Origin of the sequence: Psychrobacter sp. APC 3281, assembly GCF_030407815.1 — a bacterium.
In the GTDB taxonomy this organism is placed as follows: domain Bacteria; phylum Pseudomonadota; class Gammaproteobacteria; order Pseudomonadales; family Moraxellaceae; genus Psychrobacter.
Genome location: NZ_JASDCS010000010.1, coordinates 97,214 through 119,836, shown reverse-complemented (window position 1 = coordinate 119,836; position 22,623 = coordinate 97,214). Strand labels below are relative to the sequence as shown.

21 protein-coding genes and 1 pseudogene are annotated in these 22,623 nt (G+C 42.8%); 10 read left to right on the top strand and 12 right to left on the bottom strand.

The features are described 5' to 3' along the window. Positions 1 to 12 precede the first annotated feature (12 nt). The 5 genes and pseudogenes from QL886_RS10345 to pilG form a co-directional block, all read right to left on the bottom strand. On the bottom strand, positions 13 to 870 hold the full coding sequence (locus QL886_RS10345; protein ID WP_290178648.1) for a CheR family methyltransferase: 858 nt from the start codon (positions 868 to 870) through the stop codon (positions 13 to 15). A gap of 184 nt (positions 871 to 1,054) precedes the next feature. Continuing rightward, positions 1,055 to 2,155 (bottom strand): annotated as a pseudogene (locus QL886_RS10340) (methyl-accepting chemotaxis protein); the annotation flags it as partial. Positions 2,156 to 2,644: 489 nt separating this feature from the next. After that, positions 2,645 to 3,175 (bottom strand): chemotaxis protein CheW, encoded by a 531-nt coding sequence (locus tag QL886_RS10335; protein WP_160022438.1) that lies wholly within the window; start codon positions 3,173 to 3,175, stop codon positions 2,645 to 2,647. A 3-nt stretch (positions 3,176 to 3,178) separates the two neighbouring features. Continuing rightward, complete coding sequence (locus tag QL886_RS10330; protein WP_057761573.1) at positions 3,179 to 3,541, bottom strand: response regulator; 363 nt, start codon at positions 3,539 to 3,541, stop codon at positions 3,179 to 3,181. Positions 3,542 to 3,720: 179 nt separating this feature from the next. Beyond that, positions 3,721 to 4,098, bottom strand: coding sequence for a twitching motility response regulator PilG (pilG, locus tag QL886_RS10325; protein ID WP_057761576.1), 378 nt, complete (start codon positions 4,096 to 4,098; stop codon positions 3,721 to 3,723). Between the two features lie 686 nt (positions 4,099 to 4,784). On the opposite strand from pilG, the gene QL886_RS10320 reads away from it, so the two are divergent. The 7 genes from QL886_RS10320 to QL886_RS10290 all read left to right on the top strand — a co-directional run bounded on the left by QL886_RS10320 (position 4,785) and on the right by QL886_RS10290 (position 13,264). Continuing rightward, positions 4,785 to 6,014: an HlyD family efflux transporter periplasmic adaptor subunit gene (locus tag QL886_RS10320; RefSeq protein ID WP_290178645.1), complete on the top strand. Its 1,230-nt coding sequence runs from the start codon at positions 4,785 to 4,787 to the stop codon at positions 6,012 to 6,014. 255 nt (positions 6,015 to 6,269) lie between these two features. Continuing rightward, positions 6,270 to 6,992: a response regulator transcription factor gene (locus QL886_RS10315; protein ID WP_057761578.1), complete on the top strand. Its 723-nt coding sequence runs from the start codon at positions 6,270 to 6,272 to the stop codon at positions 6,990 to 6,992. 85 nt (positions 6,993 to 7,077) lie between these two features. Then, positions 7,078 to 9,207: a sensor histidine kinase gene (locus QL886_RS10310; RefSeq protein WP_290178644.1), complete on the top strand. Its 2,130-nt coding sequence runs from the start codon at positions 7,078 to 7,080 to the stop codon at positions 9,205 to 9,207. Between the two features lie 256 nt (positions 9,208 to 9,463). Further along, positions 9,464 to 10,234, top strand: a complete 771-nt coding sequence (locus tag QL886_RS10305) for a methionine ABC transporter ATP-binding protein (RefSeq protein WP_238069323.1) — start codon at positions 9,464 to 9,466, stop codon at positions 10,232 to 10,234. Between the two features lie 19 nt (positions 10,235 to 10,253). Then, the gene (locus QL886_RS10300) at positions 10,254 to 10,940 is read left to right on the top strand and encodes a methionine ABC transporter permease (protein ID WP_057761583.1); all 687 of its coding nucleotides are present in this window, start codon (positions 10,254 to 10,256) and stop codon (positions 10,938 to 10,940) included. A gap of 170 nt (positions 10,941 to 11,110) precedes the next feature. Continuing rightward, positions 11,111 to 12,088: a MetQ/NlpA family ABC transporter substrate-binding protein gene (locus tag QL886_RS10295; protein WP_290178643.1), complete on the top strand. Its 978-nt coding sequence runs from the start codon at positions 11,111 to 11,113 to the stop codon at positions 12,086 to 12,088. A 327-nt stretch (positions 12,089 to 12,415) separates the two neighbouring features. After that, positions 12,416 to 13,264, top strand: coding sequence for an aldo/keto reductase (locus tag QL886_RS10290; RefSeq protein WP_102091823.1), 849 nt, complete (start codon positions 12,416 to 12,418; stop codon positions 13,262 to 13,264). A gap of 100 nt (positions 13,265 to 13,364) precedes the next feature. Here QL886_RS10290 and ccmE read toward each other — a convergent pair whose 3' ends face one another. From ccmE to ccmA, 5 genes are all read right to left on the bottom strand, one after another. After that, on the bottom strand, positions 13,365 to 13,865 hold the full coding sequence (gene ccmE / locus QL886_RS10285) for a cytochrome c maturation protein CcmE (RefSeq protein ID WP_102091822.1): 501 nt from the start codon (positions 13,863 to 13,865) through the stop codon (positions 13,365 to 13,367). 244 nt (positions 13,866 to 14,109) lie between these two features. After that, positions 14,110 to 14,331 (bottom strand): heme exporter protein CcmD, encoded by a 222-nt coding sequence (gene ccmD, locus QL886_RS10280; RefSeq protein ID WP_290178642.1) that lies wholly within the window; start codon positions 14,329 to 14,331, stop codon positions 14,110 to 14,112. 16 nt (positions 14,332 to 14,347) lie between these two features. Next, a complete protein-coding gene (gene ccmC / locus QL886_RS10275) occupies positions 14,348 to 15,136 on the bottom strand; it encodes a heme ABC transporter permease CcmC (RefSeq protein WP_057761594.1) in 789 nt (262 codons plus the stop codon). A gap of 286 nt (positions 15,137 to 15,422) precedes the next feature. Continuing rightward, positions 15,423 to 16,079 (bottom strand): heme exporter protein CcmB, encoded by a 657-nt coding sequence (locus tag QL886_RS10270; RefSeq protein ID WP_290178676.1) that lies wholly within the window; start codon positions 16,077 to 16,079, stop codon positions 15,423 to 15,425. A gap of 135 nt (positions 16,080 to 16,214) precedes the next feature. Further along, positions 16,215 to 16,844: a heme ABC exporter ATP-binding protein CcmA gene (gene ccmA / locus QL886_RS10265; RefSeq protein WP_290178641.1), complete on the bottom strand. Its 630-nt coding sequence runs from the start codon at positions 16,842 to 16,844 to the stop codon at positions 16,215 to 16,217. A 161-nt stretch (positions 16,845 to 17,005) separates the two neighbouring features. Here ccmA and QL886_RS10260 point away from each other — a divergent pair, with 161 nt between their 5' ends. From QL886_RS10260 to QL886_RS10250, 3 genes are all read left to right on the top strand, one after another. Continuing rightward, the gene (locus QL886_RS10260) at positions 17,006 to 18,109 is read left to right on the top strand and encodes a hypothetical protein (protein ID WP_290178640.1); all 1,104 of its coding nucleotides are present in this window, start codon (positions 17,006 to 17,008) and stop codon (positions 18,107 to 18,109) included. A 30-nt stretch (positions 18,110 to 18,139) separates the two neighbouring features. Continuing rightward, positions 18,140 to 19,018, top strand: a complete 879-nt coding sequence (locus QL886_RS10255) for a YbjN domain-containing protein (RefSeq protein WP_290178639.1) — start codon at positions 18,140 to 18,142, stop codon at positions 19,016 to 19,018. A gap of 111 nt (positions 19,019 to 19,129) precedes the next feature. Continuing rightward, on the top strand, positions 19,130 to 20,044 hold the full coding sequence (locus QL886_RS10250; RefSeq protein WP_290178638.1) for a histone deacetylase: 915 nt from the start codon (positions 19,130 to 19,132) through the stop codon (positions 20,042 to 20,044). Between the two features lie 204 nt (positions 20,045 to 20,248). On the opposite strand, the gene QL886_RS10245 is transcribed toward QL886_RS10250, so the two are convergent. Together QL886_RS10245 and coaBC are read right to left on the bottom strand one after the other, a co-directional pair. Next, positions 20,249 to 21,031: a sulfite exporter TauE/SafE family protein gene (locus tag QL886_RS10245; protein ID WP_290175930.1), complete on the bottom strand. Its 783-nt coding sequence runs from the start codon at positions 21,029 to 21,031 to the stop codon at positions 20,249 to 20,251. Between the two features lie 80 nt (positions 21,032 to 21,111). Beyond that, positions 21,112 to 22,533, bottom strand: coding sequence for a bifunctional phosphopantothenoylcysteine decarboxylase/phosphopantothenate--cysteine ligase CoaBC (gene coaBC, locus QL886_RS10240; RefSeq protein WP_290178637.1), 1,422 nt, complete (start codon positions 22,531 to 22,533; stop codon positions 21,112 to 21,114). Positions 22,534 to 22,623: the final 90 nt, after the last annotated feature.

Here is a 22,623-nt window from a genome sequence, read left to right as displayed (position 1 = left end):
CTATGCACTAATTTAGGCACTAATTTTTTGCCACACATTAACCTGTGGGTGCGCAATGCGGCGCATATTTGAAGGACGCCAGAACAACGCCTCACCTGGAGCCAATACAATATATCCCTCTAACGCGCATTGCTCTGATAACCGTGCCAAAATATCACGCTGATCAAATTTACGAAAATATAGCAGCATGTTTTGGCAAATAATCACATTCTGAAGATGCGTAGTGGGTGGTTTTTGTTCAATAATATTATGTACAGAAAAATTGACGTGTGGCTGCAATACATGCGCTACCTGCCAACTCTCCTGCATACTATTAGCCGCTTCTGATGTGCTAGGCTTCAATCTGTTTGATGTACTCTTAGAAGGTAGCGGCTGAACAAACGGCTGACACGGTTGCGGGATTAAAGTTTGCTGCCTGTTATCGTATTGCCCCAACCGTGCACTTTTAATAGCCTCTTCGCTGATGTCTGTCCCTAATATTTTATAGCCTTGACATCGCTGTGCGGCCAAGCTCATGGCCAGTGACCAAGCTTCTTGTCCACTTGCGCAGCCAACACTCCAAATACGAAACAAACTATCGATGTTGTCCGCTTTACGATGCTGCAATGCATATTCTGTAACAAAGTCGATAGAGGGTCTATGTCGAAAGAAGCGACTCTCATGAATGAGTACTTTATCCAGCAACTGCTGACGCAACTCATCACTTTTCGATAGTTGATACCATAATTGCTGAACGCTCAATCCATTCGACATCGCCGTACAATCAATTGCATTAGCCAGCCACTGTAGCTGTATGTCTGGTAGCACAAATCCTGTCTCTTGCTCTATATACTTCTGCCATCGCTGCACATCCAAACTGTCGACTTTCATCAAAGTATTACCCAATGTCAGATCAACTGTATAAGCAGATGATTTGGCTTATTAACACCATCTATGCTAGATAAATCATCTACTATGATTACGGTTTCTTTTTATCACTCTTACAGCAGCAACCTTGTCCAATATGCAGAAAAACCAAATGCTATCGATCTTGCTCTAAAAGAATACCTAATCACTAAACGCTTTCTTTCAATGCGCCTTCCGTATCCAACACTTCATAATCTACTAGCTCGTCGTCGTTCGATACTTTGAAGCCTGTTACCGATTCCTGTAGTGCTGCTGCCATTTCACTTAGCTCACCAATAGAACGAGCTGTTGCCATCGTTCCAGAAGAAGTTTGTGAGGTAATATCTTGAATGATGTTCATGGTGTGAGAAATATGACCAGCAGACTCAGCCTGTTGTAATGCAGCATTTGAGATGTTTTGAATCAAGTCAGCCAAGGTGTTAGAAACGCTCTGTACCTCTTCTAGCGCCTCACCTGCATCTTTTGCTAAGCGTGCGCCGCGTACAACTTCAGAAGTTGTTGACTCCATCGACATAACTGCTTCGTTGGTATCAGCCTGAATGGTTTTTACCAATGTTTCAATCTGCTTAGTAGCATTTGCTGAACGCTCAGCCAGACGCTGTACTTCATCAGCAACAACCGCGAAGCCTCGGCCCGCTTCCCCTGCCATCGATGCCTGAATAGCAGCGTTCAATGCCAAAACGTTGGTCTGGTCAGCAATATCGTTAATTAGTCCAACGATATCACCAATCTCTTGCGAAGATTCACCAAGGCGCTTAATACGTTTTGATGTTTCTTGAATCTGGTCACGAATAACGTTCATACCCTCAATAGAGCGTTGTACAACTTCTGCCCCGTTATGAGAAATAGCAACTGAACGCTGAGCAACCGTTGCAGATTCTGCAGCGTTATTTGAAACCTGATCAATTGAGACAGTCATCTCATTAATAGCAGCTGATACTCCAGCAATTTCTTGCGCTTGGTGTTCAGAAGCTTCAGCCAGTTCAACAGCATTCATCTGCGTTTGATCTGAAGATTGCGATACTCGGTCAGCAGTGCTGTTAATAACCAGTACCAGCTGTCGTAATTGGTCAATTGCAAAGTTGACTGAATCGGCAATCGCCCCTGTAAAATCTTCTGATACAGTCGCATTAACGGTCAAATCACCCTCTGCCAAATCACCCAACTCATCCAGCAGACGTAGAATAGCGATCTGGTTACGTTCGTTTTCTTCTTGGATTTGACGCGCTCGCTCAGACTCAGCTTCTGCTTCTTGGCGACGACGCAAGGTTTCTTTCTCAATAAGTGATCGCTCTGATCCACCACGGTGTTTCAGTAGCTGGTACAAAGCGAACAGAATCCCTAATGCGCCGATTGCAAATACAGCCGCTGGCAAGATAACGGATTGATTGAAACTATCGAAATACTGACTTACCGATGATAGCGAATTAACTAGCCAAATCAGACAAGCCAAACTTAATAGAACAAAGAATCCTAACAATAGCTTCCAAGTACCATCAGCGTCTTTGCCATCTGCTGATGTTTTAGCCATACCAGCTACAGGTTTTTTTATCACATCACTCATCTTGCGTCTTCCTTTCAAACAGTCATCAAAGTCTAATTGTGGCTGACTTTGACAATCGTATTGTTATCTAAACAATGATTAGCAAAGCCTGTATAAATGCTGACATCGAACCCTATTATGTCAGTCGCTATTTCTCTGTCGTTACTTGATAGACAGGTATTGTATAGTTAATAGCTATATCGCAGCATCTGAATACTGAGGATCTTGTGCGAGCAAACTTGGCATAAATACATACCAGTCTTGGTCGTTTTTGAAAAACTTGCCATGGTTATAAGGCGCAAACGGCGACTCTGGATCTATGGCTTCTGGACGATACTGTTCTTGTGTGAACTGTTCGATACCAAGTACTTGATCCACCAGCAGTCCTGAAAAGTTATTGTCATAATCAATGACGATAACTTTCCGTTGGCTCATTTGTGTCAAGCGACTAGGTACTTGCAAAAAATGCGACAAATCCGTTAAAGGTAATAGTCGCCCACGAATGTTGGCAATACCTAGCATCCATGGCTTTACTAGAGGTAGGCTAGTATATTCTGGCATAGATAATACCTCTGATACCTGACCCATAGGGGCAACTAAGCGCTGCCCACCAATTTCAAATACCACACCTTGCCAATCAAACTCTTGGCCACCGCGGCGACCGCTTTTGCGCGCGCGTGCCAAATCTGCTAAACGCAGAAGCTCAATAAATCCTCTAGAAGCCACAAGTTACTCCATCACTTTGCGAATCATATTGACCAATCCACTTTCATCAACTGGTTTGTTCATATACTCTTTGGCGCCTTGACGCTTGCCCCAAACTCTATCTGTTTCTTGATTTTTAGTACTGATCATAATGACAGGGATATGAGCAGTGGTTTTACCGCGGGTGATCTTACGCGTGGCTTGAAAACCATTCATTTCAGGCATTACCACATCCATCAGGATTACATCTGGTAAATGTTCAGCTGCCATTTGGCAACCCTGCTCACCATTGGTCGCTTCCAACACTTGGAAGTTGTTTTTGGCAAGCATATCGCGAAATTTCGCCATTTCTGATGGCGAGTCGTCAATGACTAAAACGGTAGTCATAGGAGGTTCCTTTAAGTTCTAAAATATCTGTGAAGATATATTGATATATGGTTCAGATAAAATGATTAAAAATAGCACTTATAAATCGACTGGTAGCCATTCTTTAATCATAATTATTCAGTATTGAATAATCTGGAGCGATAATATCAATCACTCCCTGTAAGTCTATATTTATTCGATTAACGGTACTGATTAATAGCATCAAAAAGCTCATCTTTACTAAATGGCTTGGTCAGATACTCATCAGAACCCACAATACGACCACGTGCCTTATCAAATAGACCATCTTTAGATGACAACATGATTACCGGTTTATTGGCATAATCAGGGTTATTTTTTATCAGCGCACAAGTCTGATATCCATCTAGACGTGGCATCATAATGTCGACAAAAATAATATCTGGATTGTTATCTACAATCTTTGCTAATGCATCAAAACCATCGATAGCGGTCACTACTTCACAGCCCGCTTTTTGTAATAAAGTTTCTGCAGTACGGCGAATGGTTTTTGAATCATCAATTACCATTACTTTTAAACCTTCAAAATTATTTTCCATTCTCATTGTCCTGTAAACGACTATTTGTTCGTAACGCTATTTAACAATACAAAATTTGCTTGGCTATTTTAAACTTTTATATCACTTCTTGTCAGACCGATATAAGTACCTATATTTGCATTGTCTGCGTTGAAATTTGTGATAACAGCGAATCTTCTACAATTGATGCCTACTGACTAATCGCGGTATCAATATAGCGTACTATACGCACTTTATTATTATTAATCTTACAAAATCTAGGGTTATTTGAGTGCCTTGAATAAGATAATTTACCCTGCGCATATCTAATAAAAAATTCAAATATAAAAATTATTCCAATTAATAATAAATCCATTTTCTAACATATAAATAGATTAGAATTTGAACAGAAGGCATCATTATTATAATTTTGTATTGTATATAACTGGCAATCATATTACTGGATAATTTTCATTTGTAATAAAAATGTATCAGTATATTTTATAGTGTTTGTTTTAGCATAGTTAGTATTACTTTTCCAGTAATTAGCAAAATTATGTTCGAACTCATTGGTATCACAAATAACTGTTTTTATCTATTAAAGGTATAACTTCAACTCTTCTCAATACTGAGTTATCAACTTTCTTAAGTTTAGTAAATATCTTACAGTCGTTCCACCGAGTTACAATTCACTATATAATGATATGACGATTACAATGGTGACTGCTATGACAGCTTCTAGACATTTAAGAAAAAGCCTCTATTTATTCAGCGTACTATTTATCGCTGCTTGTCAGCCGTCACCTATAAACGAATCGACTGTTACTGACACTGAAGCAGAGACCGCTGACACGCCACTTATCATCACAAGTGATAGTGTCACAATGACGCCAGAACATATCTTGAGTATTAAACCTTCAAGGTATCAGCCGAGTCTCGGATTACAAGGTAATATCGAACCTATCAAGCAGACCACATTTGTTGCGGTACATCCCATTCGTATAGAAGAGACACTGGTTAGTGAAGGTCAATGGGTAGAAAAAGGCACGCCATTGCTCGTATTTAGGCGTATAGGTACGGCTAGCAAAGCTGAAGGTTTGAATAAGCCTGAGCAAGTTAGTTTAGAATCAGGGGATGCTAATCAGAACAATCCAGAAAATACGCAAAACTCTGATTCTAACCCCGTACAAGCTGAGCCAGACACAGACATTGCTGTTGTAAGAAAAACTGATAGTAAGAGTTATAAAACGTTAGAAGCAAATTCTGCGATAGATACTGATAGTAATATCTCTACTAATCAGGGTGCAGACGTTAATACTGCTAAACAAGATGTACAGTATAATTCGATTACCATTCATGCCAGTTTTTCGGGGCGGGTGGAAAACTTATCTGCTAGTGCAGGACAACAGCTAGCGGCGCGCGACTCTCTACTACAGATCAGTGACGAGACCAAGCTGCACTTTATGGCTACCCTGCCTATACAAGCAAAACCACAGCTTTCAGTGGGACAAACGGTCAATTTTACCGCCGAAGGTATCTCAGACAAGTTTACAGGACAGGTCAGCAAACTGGTATCGACCAGTCAGCCCAAAAAGCTCTTGGTCTATGTTAATGTCATCGACAACGAAGTAAGTCGTGATAAGTTACTGCCAAATATGAAAGTCACAGGGCGAGTCAATTATGGTCAAATAGATGTTGGCACTATCGTACCTAAGCGCGCGCTACATGATGTTGATCTGACAGAGTTGCAAACTCCTCCTTATATGCCGCTACAACCATTGACTGCGAATGTTTGGATAATCGGACAAGATCAGCGTTTAACGCGCCAACCTATTGAAGTAGTTGAATACGATCCTACTACACAGCAGTATTTGATAGCAGGTGTGAGCAATGATAGCTTGATTTGTTTGGCGGACTTACCTGTTGATTCTAAAGGTAAAAAAGTCATTGTGTCATAATAGCTTATGCTGACAGTTACATTACGTAGAAACATTAACAAAGCTTCTCTTGTTTTGTAACAGCATAATTAGGCAATATGACCCTACTATATATAGCATTATCCGAGTATTAAAATACGACTCACATTTAATTATGCGCTATTCTGTATATTTGAAAACGTAGAGGATTAATAGTTTAACTATTTATTACCAACAGTCATCATTACCGAAAACGTTATACTTTTATAAATCACAATAACAATTAGAGGACATCCCATGAGTAAGCAGATTTTATTGATTGAAGACGATCCAGATTTAGCTGAGCTGATCAGCGATTATTTGACCATGAACTATTATGACGTGCATCATGCTGGCCTTGGTCAAGAAGGTCTCGACTTATTAGACACCAAAGAGCGCGATATTGACTTGGTTGTATTGGATCTTATGCTGCCTGATATGGACGGTATGCAAGTATGTCAAAAGATTCGTGGCAACAAGAATAACATGACCAATAAAGTACCTATTATCATGCTGACCGCAAAAGGCGATACAACCGATCGCGTGTTGGGGCTAGAGATGGGTGCTGACGATTATATCGCCAAGCCTTTTGAGCCACGTGAGCTTTTAGCTCGTATTCGTGCAGTTATTCGTCGTCATGAGCAACCAAATCAAGCCGATAGCCAATCAGACAGCTTAACCTTTGGTCGTTTGAGTGTGTTCCCTGATAGTCATGAAGTCACTATCGATGACCAACCAGTACGTCTAACCACGCATCAGTTTCAGTTGTTACACTACTTTGCCACTCATTCCGGCAAGGTGTTGAATCGTGAGCAACTCTGGCAAGCGATGCCAAATGATGACAGCTCAGACAATATTGACCGTGCAATTGATGTACATATCTCGCGTTTACGTGCTTTGATCGAAGACAATCCACGCCAGCCAAAGCGTATTATTACCGTACGCGGCGTCGGCTATCAATTTGCCACTGATCAGGTGTAATCATAAAGGATGCCTAATTAGCTGACTCATGGTGTAAACTCTATACCATGAGTCGGTACAAGCGTTTAATAATAGAGATCGTTTAATGCAGCAATTGGGTTTTCGTTCCGTATTTGCCAAACTATTTGCCAGCGTCATGCTGGCACTTACTTTATTTGCTGTGGCAATGGTACTGTTGACCCAACTTGTCCATGACAAAGACGCTGGTATTCGCTCAGAAATATTAGCCACGCAGATCTTGGGGCAAATCGATCCATTCTTGCACGAATTAAATATTTCTATCAGCAAAGACAATCGTTTGCAGTCGCGTTTTATGCTGGCTGTCGTTAAGAAAAGCTTCGATATTTTTGATGAATCACTGCAAGCAAAAATGGGATTGTATGACAGCGAAGGTCGGCTGCTCATGCAAACTGACAACAGTGACCTACCCCTAGAGCTTCCCCCTACTCCTTCTTTATTTTCACGCGTTTTTCCATCACTTGCAGATACATCACCTACCAAGCAAGCCCAAGTGTATAGCAGTACGGGTTATACCTTATTATACGAATCACGTCTCACGCCTAAAAAACCTGTCCTTTCTGCAGCCTTGAACTTGTTCACTGGTACGCTACTACTCTTGCTCATTATGGCAGGTGTACTATGGTTAATTGCCCGGACGATGACATGGCGGATTGACCAGTTGAGCCAACAAATGACTCAATTGGGTGATGGTGATTTTACGGTGCGAGTGAACGCACGTGGTAATGACGAAATCGCTGCACTAGCACGCGGATTCAACCAAGCAGCACAAAAAATTGAACACTTAATTGATGCCAATAATTTACTATTAGCACATGCTTCTCATGAGCTGCGTACACCGATTACACGTATCCGTCTACAGATTGAAATGATGGATATGTTGGCTGGTGCGCTGCCAACTGATACCAAAGCAAAGTTTGATAAACGGGCACAAGCTATTAATAGAGACTTGTCAGGCCTGAATGACTTAGTAGAAAGCATATTACTGGTTAGCCGTTTGGATGCGGGACATGCCTTACAGCAAGTTGAAAACCTCGATTTATACGATTTAGTAAATCAAGAACGTCAGCACTATCCTGAAGCCACGCTGATTGGTGAGCACATCGTGATAGATGGTCAATCATCAATGTTGACTCACTTAATTCGTAATTTACTTACCAACGCTATGCTACATGGCAAGCCGCCTGTTACGGTATTGCTATACGGTGTTCAAAGCATAGAAGAAGCCGGAACTGTACCCGACTATCTATTACAAACAGTGCTATGCAGCAGCTTTGTCGATTACAACAGTTTAGACTTTGACGATTATGAAGAAAACGCTGATGCCAAAGTAATTGAACATCAAACTGCTAAGCATGAAGCTACTAGTTCGGTTGATAAAAATAAATCAGAAACGACTGACTCAATAGCAGATCTACCAACGCCGACTATCTATAAAAACGGTGAAGACATAGCTGCTCGCCATGAGAGCAACGAGAGCAACGATGAAGTCAGTATTGATAACGGCCTTTCAGATGAAAGCTTGATAGACAGTGCTAGCAAACGCCAACCTACTACTAGCGAATCATCACTACTTGCTGACTATTACAGCTTTACCAGTGAATTAACTGACAGAATTAAGAAAGTTATTTGGAAGGCTGTTCCAGACTCCAATGAACCTGCTAACGATGCTGACAGTATTAGTAATACTGAGATGACTGAAGTAGCACCCACAAACTCTATAAGCAACGTAGAAAGCGAGAATACTGACACTCTCATCGAGAACAGTGCTCAAAAATCAGATAAATCTATTACTGATACCGCTACTAAAAATAACGGATCAAACAATACGAAAGATGATGCCAAATCTAATAGCTCAAATAATGAGAACTCAAGCGCAGTTGTGCGTAAAGAAGGCTTATTTGCTAAGCATATGAAGAAAGCCAAAACTGAGCCTGAACGTCCACTGCCAAAATATGCGGTACTAGCTGTAATCGACGAAGGCACTGGTATCCCTGAAGGTAAGCGAGAAGAAGTCTTTAGCCCATTTGTACGTTTGCAGCAAAAAAATAAAGGCTCTGGATTAGGGTTATCCCTAGTTTCACAAATCGTTACCGCTCATCAAGGGCGCATTATTACAGATACCTTAAATGGTCATACTAGATTTTTGGTGACCATCCCAATTCATCATGACCCTCATTACAACTATCACGAGTAATCAATTCCCATCGTTATATAGACAGCTATCACGCTGTCGCCTTCATACTTGCCGTTTTAACTGCTTATTCTTAATAGCTATTAATCATAAGCCGGACACGTATGTGCATATCCAAAGTGCCTGATAATATGCTATATTACCGCCCCTTATTATACGGTTATTGACTGTTGTCGTTTTGACAAGCTTCTTACATATTGAAAGAGGCCTGATGACGGGTTTTTGACCATTAAAAAATTTATTAAATTTTGAGCCCTCCATGAATGACATGATTGTCTTAAACGATGTGACCAAAAGTTTTTTAAGCGACCGATCAATCAAAGACAAAGACGGCAAGCCACATTGGTTTACCGCTGTTGAGCCGACATCTCTGACTATCAAACAAGGCGAAATCTTTGGTCTAATGGGTTATTCAGGCGCAGGTAAATCTACCTTATTGCGCCTAATCAACATGCTTGAACGTCCAGATTCGGGTCAAGTCGTGATAGACGGTACTGACCTAACCACATTGTCTGCCAGTGATCTGCGTATTGCTCGTCATAATATCGGTATGATTTTTCAGCAGTTTAATCTGATGTCTAATCAAACGGTTTTTGACAACGTGGCGTTTAACTTAAAAATCTCTGGTTATCCAAGTCGCGACATTCATAAGCGCGTTATGGATTGTCTTGCGATTGTTGATTTGACTGATCGTGCTGGTCATTATCCTGCGCAGTTGTCAGGTGGACAAAAACAGCGTGTGGGTATTGCCCGCGCGATTGCGCCTAGTCCAAAAGTATTGTTGGCCGATGAGCCAACCAGTGCGCTTGACCCTGCAACGACCCGTAGTTTGCTGACTTGTCTGCGCGATATCAATGAGCAGCTTGGCGTGACTATCGTCATCGTGACCCATGAGATGAGTGTTATTCGTAGACTTTGTGATCGCGCAGCGTTATTGCATCAAGGACAATTATTAGAAGTTGCGGATGTGCGAGACGGTCTGATTCAAGCAACCACCCCGATTGGCAAAGGCCTAGTCGTCGAGGACTAATGAGGCAGGAGAAATAGATATGTTAACTGGTACTGAATTATCCGCCTCTATAGACAAGCTACTTGTGTTACGCAAAGAGATCGTAAGCGCGTTTATTGATACGTTTGTGATGCTCGGTATTTCGACCACAGTCGCAATCGTCATCGGTGGACTGTTTGGCGTATTCTTGTTTCTGTCTAGTGATCGACAGTTTTTGCAAAACAAGACGTTGTACGGTGTGCTTGGCGGTATTACCAACTTTATGCGTGCTTTCCCTTTCGTAATTTTGATGATTGCGATGAGTCCGTTTACCAAGGCCATCGTTGGTACGGGTATCGGACCAATTGCTGCATCATTGGTACTTGCTATCGCTGGTTCGTTTTATTTTGCGCGTTTGGTCGAGCAAAATTTGCGTGAAGTGCCGCGCGGTATTATCGAAGCAACCGAATCGATGGGTGCACGACCTTTTACCATTATTAAAGTACTACTTAATGAAGCTCGCTCAGGTTTAGTATTGTCAGTCACTATTCTTTGTATCAGCTTGCTCTCTTATTCAGCGGCGGCTGGTATGATCGGTGGTGGCGGTTTGGGTGATCTAGCCATTCGTTATGGCTATTATCGCTATCAAACCGAGGTAATGATTTTTATCGTGATTGTATTATCAATCATGGTCGTCTCGATTCAAGCCTCTGGTAACTGGCTCGCCAATCGTTTAGATAAACGTTAAACCGCTTTAGAGAATACTTGACTTTACGAGCGACTAGGTTTATTTTTGGCAACACTCAACCCTTATCTCAGCTCTTACAACAAAAGCAGCATTACTATTTATAATGTTGCTTTTTTAATGTTCAGACGATAAACGTTTTACTCAATCCCATTCATTATTAAGGACATATTATGAAATTAACAGATATCAGCCGTCAGTTAGCTACCGCATTTGCCGCTGTTGGTGTATCAGGCCTAGTCTTAGTTGGTTGCAGCAATTCATCAGCGCCAGAAGCGACTAAAGAGCCAGTAACCGAAAGTACCACTGCAGAAACTGCCGCTAGCGATATCGATCCTGACCATACCAAAATCGTTATCGGTACGACTGAAGGCGATTTTGCTGATATGGTTCGTAACCAAGTAAAGAGCACGCTTGAAGCTCAAGGTTATGAAGTTGAGTTGATCGCTTTTACTGACTATGTCCGTCCTAACCTTGCATTGGCTGAAGGCGATTTGGATATCAACATCTTCCAGCATAAGCCTTATCTTGATAATTTCAAAAAAGAAAACAATCTTGATCTAGTAGAAGCATTCCAAGTACCAACGGCTCCGCTTGGTATCTACTCAGGTAAAAAGACTAGCCTTGATGCTGCTTTCAAAGGTATGAGTGTCTCTGCACCAAACGATCCTAGTAACTTTGCACGTGCTTTGGTTATGATGAATGATCTTGGCTGGATCAAATTGAAAGACAACATCGATCCATTGACAGCATCAAAAGCAGATATCGCTGATAACAGCAAATACGAGATCGAAATCGTTGAACTAGAAGCTGCTCAATTACCACGCGCGCGTGATGAAGTTGACTTCGCAGTTATCAACGGTAACTATGCTACTGACTCTGGTATCAAATTGACCGAAGCATTGTTCCAAGAGCCAAGCTTTGCTTATGTAAACTGGTCAGCGATCAAATCTGCTGATACTGGTAAAAAATGGGTTGAAGATGTGACCAACGCTTATAACTCAGAAGCTTTCAAAAAGTATGCTCATGAAACGTTCCCTGGCTACAAATACCCAAAAATCTGGGGTACTGATCATAGCGCACATACGGACACTGCTGCTAAAACTGAAAGCGCTGACGCTCCAGAAACTACAGAAGCTGCTGCTCAGTAAGACTTTAAATCAAAAATACCTAGTTTTTTAGGTGCTATGATTAATAGAAACGCCCATGACTTAGAGTGATGGGTGTTTTTTTGTCTTTAATTTTGGGAGTGCTGTCTTCCAATAAAGTTATTAAAAGACTAACTGTGCATTGAATAACTATTAAAAATCACGTTACAGCCTGTTTGCCCTTTGTAGGAAACCGTCACTCACTCTTCCACTTGTCTTTAGTTTTTCTTATAGTGGACAGGCTCAATAGTAATTTACTCGTTAGACCATACTATTGATGACATTTAAAACTAACGAAAATTATAAGATATAAACAATAAGGATAATAATATGAGCGCTAAAAACTATAATATTCGTACCGCTGGACAAGCAAATATCCCAATCCTAGGCCTAGGTACTTGGCAGTCAACTGGACAAGACTGCGTAGACGTGGTTAAAAAAGCGTTAGAAATGGGGTATGAGCATATCGATACCGCTCAAGCTTATGGTAATGAAAAAGAAGTGGGCGAAGGTATCAGACAGTCAGGCGTGGCTCGTGATAAGTTCTTTTTGACTACCAAGATTTTTCCAGATGATATGAAATTTGAACCGGAAAAATTGGTCGCAGCAGCGAAACGTTCTTTGGAAGATTTGGGTACAGATTATGTCGATCTGTTGCTATTGCACTGGCCTGATGACCGCGTACCGTTATCTGAGACCATTCCTGCGCTGTGTGAACTCCAAAAGCAAGGCTTAACGCGTCATATTGGTGTTTCAAACTTCAATATCGCTAATATCATTGAGGCCAAGAAATATGCTGATGTGCCTATCGTCGTGAACCAAGTAGAGTTTCATCCGTTCATTAAACAAAACACATTGCAGACCTTCTTAAATAATCATCACATTCTGCTAGAAGCTTACTCGCCATTAGCGCGTGGTGATGTGTTTGATAACGAAGTAATTAAAGAGATTGCAGATAAGCACAACGTAACACCAGCACAAATCTCGTTAGCATGGATCTTATCAGACAAGCATCGTGTGGCTATTCCGAAAACGTCTAATCCTGATCACTTGCAAGGCAATCTAGATGCCATCAAAGTTGAGTTAAGTGCAGATGAGTTAGAAAAAATCGGTAACCTAGCCAGCTCTGACGGTCGTAAAATTGAACATCCTGACTATAGCCCAGTATGGGATGACTAACAGGGTTAATAAGTACGATTAATTGATTAGCTAAACACAGCTCAATAAAAAGCCACCGATTATCGGTGGCTTTTTTATATGGTATGAAAATTCACAATCATTACTGCTGTAGCGTTTCGGTCTCATGAATCTTTTCAGCAGGATTATACTGTTCAGAAGTAGGTATCGCTCCGCTGCGATTATTTTCTTTCATAGATTTAGCAACTTCTGGCGGCATATAGTTTTCGTCATGCTTAGCCAGTACTTCACCAGCGACGAAAGTATCGCCCTGCATTTTACCCGTGGCCACGACGCCTGAGTTTTCAGCAAATAAGTCTGGCAGAATACCTTGGTAAGTCACGGGCACGGTTGATTGAAAATCAGTAATCGCAAACTCAACATTTAATGGATTGTCTGCTGCACGCTGCACACTACCGGCAACCACCATACCACCAGCACGAATACGTTTGTCTTGAGGCGCTTCGCCTTGAGCAATCGCAGTTGCATCAAAGTAGTAGTCAGTTTGCTGCCCAATGGCATAGATAACCAACATAACTGCTACTGCCGCACCTGCCAGCGTAAACATAACCCACGTCAGTTTTTTCCGACGAACTGCATTCATACCACTACCCCATTAATGAGTCACTGTTTTATAAATCATAATCAATCTATAAAGCAGAAAAATTTGAAGAAACCACCATTAGAAAAACGTTCTAAAAATGTCTTTCTAATCGTACTCTTCTAATCGCTATATGGTAGCATTTTTCAGACAAATCAATAAGCCTCATCACTGCCCATAAGGTCATATTTTTGTCAGTGTAAGGATACGGCTTCTTACGCTAAAACCATGATATTAAGATGATTTTTCATTCCGCTTGTTTGGTTACAGGCGTTGAGGTTTTGGTGGTTCGCTGTGCTTGACGCGCTTGCTGGATGGTCAGCTGTTCGATAAGTGACTGTCGTTGTTTGCGGCTATAGATAATAAATGCCAACATCACGCCAATCGTTATCGCCCAGCACGACCACACAAAAACCCCATGCTTACCCATGGCGAAAAACTCAGATACGCTATAAAAGTAAGGCTGCATAGTATTTTCCTAGCCGTTATTTGTGTTGACCACGAATGTATTCTTTGACCCACGCTTTGCCTTGATCACGGTATAGAATCAGCGTGTTAGTACGATAAATCGCTAATGTCGCAACCAGTAAATAGCTGCCGATAATCATCAGTAGCAAAGGCATCCACATATCTGCCGACATCTTCGGTGCGGCGGTCAAACTAAAGGTCGCGCCTTGATGCAAGGTATTCCACCACTCTACTGAGTACTTGATAATAGGCAGGTTCACTGCGCCCACGATAGATAAAATAGCGGCCGCTTTACCACGATTGGCCGTATGCTCAAACGCAGCAAACAGTGCCATCACGCCCGCGTATAAAAACGCCAATATCAGCATTGACGTCAGGCGTGCATCCCATACCCAGTAAGTACCCCATGTTGGCTTCGCCCAGATAGAGCCTGTAAGCAAACTGATGACACACAGCAAAAACCCCATTGGGGCAAGTGCCTGCGCAACCAAACTGGCTGTCTTAATCTTCCATACCAAATAAATTACCCCCAAGACCGCAAGGGAAAAATAGATAGAAATGGCAAGACTGGCAGCGGGAACATGGATAAAGATAATGCGATAGCTATTACCCTGAAGATAATCAGGCGGCGCAAAAGCAAGGCCCCATACGCTACCAATGAGCAAACAGAGACTGGCCAATATCGCTAACCACTTGACCCAAGGGCTAAAGATACGAAAAAACTGCTTGGTACCCACAGTGGTCAAGAAACCCTGCCAAATGCGCTGCCACAAGCTAGGGGATGAGACGTTATTCAGGTTGGGCATGGGAAGAAACCTATTACACAGCTTACTGGCGATAAAGGATGCGGTCTATAAAAGCACCACTATCAACTCACCTGCTGGCGTTAAACACTGGATAGAATCTACAAAGAGCTGTTTACGTATTCAATTGACTATTATAGCAAAATTGCCAGTTTTCACCACGATGTTAATACATGTGATGCAGATAACTAAATTTCGATGACTGAATTTAGATGGCTAGGTTGAGATAAATGGGTTTAGCTAATCAAATTTCGACAATTGGACTTTAGGATTGCAACAAGCAAATCGTTTAATTGAGCCATGACATTTTTAAAGTTGTAGCAATCACCCATGGCATAACTAGGACAGAAACAATACTTCCTGCCAGCAATAAGGCTAAAATGGGTAAACCGTTCAGCCCAGAAGCAAATAAATCAACCGCACCCGTAGCAAAAATCAATACTGGCAACTGCATCGGTAAAGCAATCAAGGGAACTAATACTGCCCCATTCTTTAACGATAGCGTCAAGCTACTGGCAATCGCGGATAGCATTAGGAGCATTGGACTACCTGTCACGATAGAAGCCATCAATATCCACGCTTCAAACCAACTGAGCTGAAATAACGGCACGGCAAGCAAGCTAAGCGCTGCCACAATACCACTACTAAAAATCCAATGAATGACCAGTCTAATCAGCACCCATAGCGGTAGTGACGCTTTGGCCACGACCAATTGCGCAAGCGTACCATTATCAAGCGCAGGCTTGAATAATCCATCAACACCCATTACCAGTGACAGCAATGCAGCAATCCACACTGCTGATACGCCCAAACGCTGCAATAGCACAGGCTCACTACCGACTGCCAACGGAAACAAAGTAATAATCACTAAGAACAGTACTAACGGATACAACCATTGTACCGCTCCTTGCTGCTTGACTTGCCATTCACGGCGCCACAGCTGCATAAACTCAATACTGCGAGGCGCTGCAACAATAGCTTTTGGACTTTTATTCATGGCTGCTACTGATCCTACTTGTATTGGACTGTCTGTCATTATTTGTCCTTGCACATATACTGATGGTACTGATAGCAATAAAACTTATACCATATAATCTGACAAATCGAGCACCTGATTGGCGACACCGACTGCCTGATGACTGGTCATTAGTATCGACCCGCCAGCCTGTGCAAAGTCACATAACCGCTCTTCCATACGTGCCACCATATCAACATCCAGCGCCGTGAAAGGCTCATCAAGTAACCAGAACGGTGTCACATCAGGAGTTAGTAGGTACAATCGTGCCAGCGTGATGCGCCGCGTTTGCCCAGCGGACAGATGACTTGAGCTGATCGTCTCAAACCCTTGTAGTCCAACCCATGCGAGCGCATTATCAATATCAGCAGCGCTTGGCGTGATGCCATATAAATTCAGTAGAAACGTCAGGTTTTGTGCCACTGTCAGATTTGGATGGATGCCCAACTGGTGCGAGACATATAAAGGCTGGATGGGCAGACCCGACTGTCCTTGATAAGAGACCTCACCTGCCAGAACAGGTAACAATCCAGCCAACTGCATCAATAGCGTGGTCTTTCCCGTCCCATTTGCCCCAATCAAATGGCAAATACTACCCGCAGATAGCTGCAACGCAACTCCTTCGCACAGCGGTATCTCACCGCGCTGAACCGTCAGCTCCTCAAGTGCAAGTAAAGGCGTATCCAAAACCGTCATCAAAACCTCTGGTTATTTATCAAGCAGCAATCAATATTCATCACAAACACAGGTAATGTTCGTGGCATAATACCCTATGCTCTCTACAAACACACAGTATAACAAATTGTCGATTACTCTGACTTCAAAAAGTACGACCTCAAAAAAAACGACTTTAAAATATGACTTCAAAACTTATGCCGACTTCACAAGATAGCCAAACACAAATGCCTGATACAGAGACTGACAACGCAGACACTAACTTGTCAAAAGAGCCATCAACCAGCTGTTTGACAGTAGATAGTTTGATCGATGCTCAAGTCAACTTTATGCAGCAATGGTTGCACAATCAAGCTGAGCCACTAGCGATGGAAGCTTGGCAATGGTTTGGTGCGCAGCCTTTCAGCAAATATATTACCTGTGACCATTTACAACAGCTGATGAAAGACTGGCTGTTAAATCAGCCGATGACTGAGGTGATGCGTACCGATATTCGTGATATTTTACACACTATTATTTATCACCCAGTTAATGATAATGTGCCTTTGTCTGAGCTGGTCGATGATGCCCAAGTTGAAACTCTGGCCAACTATATCGGTAGTCACGAGCAGCAGCGCAATATATTGATTCATACGCTAGTCGGTAACGAAACCTTTGCAGATTTATTGACCCAAACACTCTATCACGCTATCAATGATTTCATGGAAAGCACCCTCGATAAAGCAGGTGGCGTTGGTAAATTGATGAAGCTTGGGCGCAGCTCTTTTGAAAAGGCGACCAACAGAAACCTCGATGAAAAACTGCAAACCTACTTGCATCGCAATATCAAAGATTTGACGCGCAAAGCCGAAGCCAATGCACAAGAACACTTATCAAACGAAGAAGTGGCACGTCTGATAGTCATGGGTTGGGATCGCATCAAAGACCAACCAATTAGTGAGCTACAAACCTATTTAAGCGATGAGCCTGGTAATAGTAGCATTGACCATATCGAAGCCAGTATCCAACAAAGCTACAACCGCCTGCGACTGTCACCGTATCTGCACAGCTTAGTCTCGGCAAGCATCGACACTTGGTATGCCAATCATCAGGCTGACACGATGGCGACCATCGCTGCGAGTTTGCACATTGACGAAGCGGCCATGAATCAATGTAGCACTACACTACTGCCTATCGTTTACGATGCTCTTGAGACGCCTTGGTTGACTGCTCATATTCGTGAAATGCTAGCAGCGTTCTATACACAGCCTGCTATCAAAGAAGGCTTGGCATTCACTCACGATTAATTTATAACCCTTACTTGTCAGCATACTATTATGAGTCAACGCAATAAACTCAGCTTGTGGCAAAAAATCAAACGGTTACTGACTGCTGCCGCACCGCAGTCAGTCGTCGATGCTGCAAGCGAGCAAAGGCCTGCATCACTTGCTGACAGCGAGATTAATAATACAAAAAATATATCGGCTGATATTTCTAATATCAGTTCTCAAGTTACTGATAGTGGTGTCTCTGATATCTCTCATGAATTAGAGGTGAATCAGGGCAGCGAACAGGATAACACTCAAGCACAAGCACAAGCACAAGCACAAACACAAGCAAATACATCTCAACTCAAAACCGATAACTTGAAAACCGATAACGCAAGTGCAGAATCTCAAAACCAAAGTGACACGCCTATCGTCGACTGCTTAAAACAATACTTCAATGACAAGCAGTGGCACTACACGCATTATCGACCCAAAACCAACGACAGCCAAAAATCGCATCATTTATCCTTGAGAATGCGTCATAAGCAAATAAACTGTGGCTATCTGTTTCGGGTGCAAGAAAAAAACAAACTACTGGCCATCTATGGCATCTTGCCATTTTTGATACCAGACACTCATCAAAGTGCCGCAATGCTACTTATCACCCAAATTAACTATGACATGCTAGTCGGTAATCTAGAGATGGATGTCAACGATGGTGAGATACGCTACAAAAATGCTATCGATGTCGAAGCAGTTGGTATAGATAATGAGATTATTGAGCATTTACTACAAAGCGTGGTCGCGATGACCACGGTTGCCAACGAGCTATTTGGCAACTTGGTCAATAGTCAAGACCCTGCCGAAGACATGCAAACGCTACTTGTCGAGCTACGTCAACAGTCAGACGCGCGCACGTTCTTTTTACCGACTCAGTTTGTTCAATAGCTCAGTTCATTCGATGAACCGGTTTTTCAATCAAGCCATAATCCGCGATAGCTGATACTTATCTCTTTATTTTTCTATCCAAAAAACCATCAATACTAAGCTAGAAATCTTATGCTAAAAATTGCCTACTCTGACGTTTTTCGATATTCCGTGCCAGAAAAGCACCGTTTCCCCATGCAGAAGTACATTATGATTCCTGAGCGTTTACTGGCAGAAGGGACTATCAGCCAAGATAACTTCTTTGCCCCTGCTCGCTTGAGCGAAGATGAGATTTTGACCACCCATACCGCAGAGTACTGGCATCAGCTTAAAACCCAAACACTGCCGCGCAAGGCTGCTCGTGCTATCGGATTTGAGATGACACCGCAGTTGGTGGAGCGCGGACGTTATATCGCCCATGCAACGTATGAGTGCGCGCTATATGCTCAGCGATATGGCGTGGCGATGAACGTTGCAGGCGGTACTCATCATTCCTTTGCTGGTCATGGAGAAGGCTTTTGCGTATTTAATGATGTTTGTATCGCTAGCAACTTATTGCTAAATCGTGGACAGGCAAAGAAGATTTTAGTTATCGATTTGGACGTTCATCAAGGCAATGGCAACGCCAGTATCATGGCAAATGAGCCACGCGTTTTTGTCTTTAGCATGCATGGCGCCAAGAACTACCCGTTTCGTAAGCAAGTATCAGACTTAGACATTGAGCTAGACAATGATACCGGCGATGCTGAGTATTTACAGATATTAGAAGATACGCTGCCACGCTTAATCGCTGAAGTTGCGCCAGATATGATTTTTTATCAGTCTGCAGTCGACGTGCTCGCTACCGATAAGCTCGGCAAACTTGGTTTGACACAAGCAGGGTGCAAGGCGCGTGATGAATATGTACTGCAGCAAGCAAAAGCCGCCAATATCCCTGTCGCTATCGTGATGGGTGGCGGCTACTCAGAAGATATCGAAGACGTGGTTGAGGCACACTGTAATACCTTTCGTTTGGCACAGCAGATATTTTTTGAGGAATTGGTCTAGGACGTGTCCTCAATTCAAACGAGTGTCCTTTAAATGGGCCAAAAATAGCTAAATCTTGTCAAACAGCGTCAAATAGTTGGGCAATATCTCGATATTATCTGCACTATTTTCCTTGTTTGACAGCAATTTATCTTATTTTTCTCACCATTTTTGAAATGAGGACACGCCCTAATAAAATATTGTTGAAAAGGCTTATATCTTTAGCTATAACAATGCGGTAATACCTTGCCAGCCAACGCGTATTCCAAGCACGATTAAAATCAATAAAATAAGCTGACGAAAACGCGCTTGCGGTAAATAGCGACGCAAACGGATTCCAACCAAAAGAGTCACTATAGATAGCACACTTAAAAAAGTAATCAGCTGCCACTCACCACTGCTAAGTGCCATGATAGGCTCACGCAACACGATAATTTGAGCAATCTTTCCTAAGAAATAGCACATATTGCCGACTTTGGCGATGGTGTTTTTATCGTCACTGGCAGACAGTAAATACATCATCAGTATGGTCGACATTGCATTGGTCGAGCCGCCAATCACGCCTGCACCAAAGCCAACGGTAATTAACATAGGCTTGGTGTTTGGTAGACGGATTTGTTTGCCGAGTAAACTACTCACAACGTAGAAAGCAATGACCGCGGCCAACAATAAAAGAATATAAGCGCTATCGACCCATAGCAATAGTTTCGCACCTAAAATGCTACCTAGTAAGCTAGTAAGCGCAAGCAACCAATAGCGTCTGCCGTAGTAGATAAAGTTTTGCCAAATAGTGCGTTCACCGCCTACTAGCCAGGTCATCACATTAACGACTAGCGAAGGAAAAATCACTAACACAATGGCGTGTTGCAATGGGTACATACTAGCAAGCGCAGTGGTCGTCACTAGCGTTGCACCAAGTCCGCTAATACCATGCAGTAGTGAGGCAAGCGCAAAAATGACTGTCAGCACTAGCATCTGAGTGCTATCGTTACCAGCTATATTCATCATATCAGTCACACCATTTGAGGCTCAGCGTCTGTATCTACACACTATCTACATGCTAGCTATCAGATTTTGAGCCTGTAGCTCTAACTATCTTTACGTTGACCGATTGCTTGACCAATAATGCTAGCTAGTTGCTCAGCAATTTTATCTTTACTGGTCTTCTCAAGTGTTACCGCGTCACGCTCATAGCGCTCAGAGAAAAACACCTGCATCGCATTGTCATCACTAGCAAAACCGATATCTGCACGTGAGACATCATTGCAAGCAATCATATCCAAATCTTTTGCGACCAACTTACCACGGGCATAACGCTCAACATCTTGCGTCTCTGCGGCAAAGCCAACGACAAATAGCTCTGGATGTGCAAGAGAAATTGTCGCTAGAATATCAGGGTTTTTAACCAGACTGAGCGTCATGGCATCTTGTGTCTTTTTGATTTTTTGCGGTGCAGCTTCTTCCGTACGATAATCTGCCACGGCTGCGGTCGCGATAAAGATATCTGCTTTCACAAATTGGTTGTCATCATGAGAATGTAGCAAGTCATGATTGTCATTATGGTCATGGTCGCTTACATCGTCATCGCCGCAACCACAGTCGCCATGATAATGCTCTTCAGAATGGGAATGGTTATGAGAATGACCATGCGTGTGTTCATGAGAATGGTCGTGCTCATCTTCAAAGACCAATTGGAGCTCGCTATGCGTGCCATCTACACATTGCTGCGCCGCTATCAGCATATCTTCGGCAGACAGCACATCGATCCGTGTGACATTAAGCGGCGTGGGCAATGCCACTTTACCACCAGCGATTAAGACAACGTCTGCACCAGCAGCCACACAGGCGCGCGCCAATGCAAAGCCCATTTTTCCTGAAGAGTGATTAGACAAATAACGTACAGGGTCAATCGCTTCTACGGTGGGACCTGCAGTAATGACCACTCTTTTACCTGCTAGCAATTGCGGCGTTGTATTCATTGCTATGAACAGTAACACCTCATCCAATAACTGCTCAGGCTCAGGCAATCGCCCTGCTCCGACATCACCGCACGCTTGCTCACCGCTAGCTGGTTGGATAATTTGATAATTCATATCGCGCAACGTTTGCACGTTTAGATTGACTGCTGGATGCGCCCACATCTGCTGATTCATGGCAGGAGCAATAATGACAGGCGCAGTAGTGGCAAGACACACTGTGGTCAATAGATCATCAGCCATACCCATGGCCAGACGCGCAAGCGTGTTGGCTGAAGCAGGTGCAATCACGATTAAGTCGGCCCACTTAGCCAGCTCAATATGCCCCATGCCTGCCTCTGCTTGCTCATCGAGCAACGAGACATGCACTTCGTTACCAGTCAACGCTTGTAGCGTCAGCGGTGTGATAAATGCTTGTGCACCCGTCGTCATGATAACGCGCACATCAAAGCCTGCCTTGACTAACAAGCGGGCAAATATAGCAGATTTATAAGCGGCGATACCGCCAGTAATAGCAAGCACAATATTGGACATAAGCGTGGCATCAACAAAAAAATGAAAAGATAAAATTGCGCTTATAGTAACAATTATGAGATAAATTGGGTAAGATTTTCCGTATCTATC

Coding starts and splice junctions, on each gene's coding strand:
- QL886_RS10345 (WP_290178648.1), bottom strand. CDS start 870: ATGAAAGTCGACAGTTTGGATGTGCAGCGATGGCAGAAGTATATAGAG.
- QL886_RS10330 (WP_057761573.1), bottom strand. CDS start 3,541: ATGACTACCGTTTTAGTCATTGACGACTCGCCATCAGAAATGGCGAAA.
- pilG (WP_057761576.1), bottom strand. CDS start 4,098: ATGGAAAATAATTTTGAAGGTTTAAAAGTAATGGTAATTGATGATTCA.
- QL886_RS10320 (WP_290178645.1), top strand. CDS start 4,785: ATGACAGCTTCTAGACATTTAAGAAAAAGCCTCTATTTATTCAGCGTA.
- QL886_RS10315 (WP_057761578.1), top strand. CDS start 6,270: ATGAGTAAGCAGATTTTATTGATTGAAGACGATCCAGATTTAGCTGAG.
- QL886_RS10310 (WP_290178644.1), top strand. CDS start 7,078: ATGCAGCAATTGGGTTTTCGTTCCGTATTTGCCAAACTATTTGCCAGC.
- QL886_RS10305 (WP_238069323.1), top strand. CDS start 9,464: ATGAATGACATGATTGTCTTAAACGATGTGACCAAAAGTTTTTTAAGC.
- QL886_RS10300 (WP_057761583.1), top strand. CDS start 10,254: ATGTTAACTGGTACTGAATTATCCGCCTCTATAGACAAGCTACTTGTG.
- QL886_RS10295 (WP_290178643.1), top strand. CDS start 11,111: ATGAAATTAACAGATATCAGCCGTCAGTTAGCTACCGCATTTGCCGCT.
- QL886_RS10290 (WP_102091823.1), top strand. CDS start 12,416: ATGAGCGCTAAAAACTATAATATTCGTACCGCTGGACAAGCAAATATC.
- ccmE (WP_102091822.1), bottom strand. CDS start 13,865: ATGAATGCAGTTCGTCGGAAAAAACTGACGTGGGTTATGTTTACGCTG.
- ccmD (WP_290178642.1), bottom strand. CDS start 14,331: ATGCAGCCTTACTTTTATAGCGTATCTGAGTTTTTCGCCATGGGTAAG.
- ccmC (WP_057761594.1), bottom strand. CDS start 15,136: ATGCCCAACCTGAATAACGTCTCATCCCCTAGCTTGTGGCAGCGCATT.
- QL886_RS10270 (WP_290178676.1), bottom strand. CDS start 16,079: ATGCAGCTGTGGCGCCGTGAATGGCAAGTCAAGCAGCAAGGAGCGGTA.
- ccmA (WP_290178641.1), bottom strand. CDS start 16,844: ATGACGGTTTTGGATACGCCTTTACTTGCACTTGAGGAGCTGACGGTT.
- QL886_RS10260 (WP_290178640.1), top strand. CDS start 17,006: ATGACTTCAAAACTTATGCCGACTTCACAAGATAGCCAAACACAAATG.
- QL886_RS10255 (WP_290178639.1), top strand. CDS start 18,140: ATGAGTCAACGCAATAAACTCAGCTTGTGGCAAAAAATCAAACGGTTA.
- QL886_RS10250 (WP_290178638.1), top strand. CDS start 19,130: ATGCTAAAAATTGCCTACTCTGACGTTTTTCGATATTCCGTGCCAGAA.
- QL886_RS10245 (WP_290175930.1), bottom strand. CDS start 21,031: ATGATGAATATAGCTGGTAACGATAGCACTCAGATGCTAGTGCTGACA.
- coaBC (WP_290178637.1), bottom strand. CDS start 22,533: ATGTCCAATATTGTGCTTGCTATTACTGGCGGTATCGCCGCTTATAAA.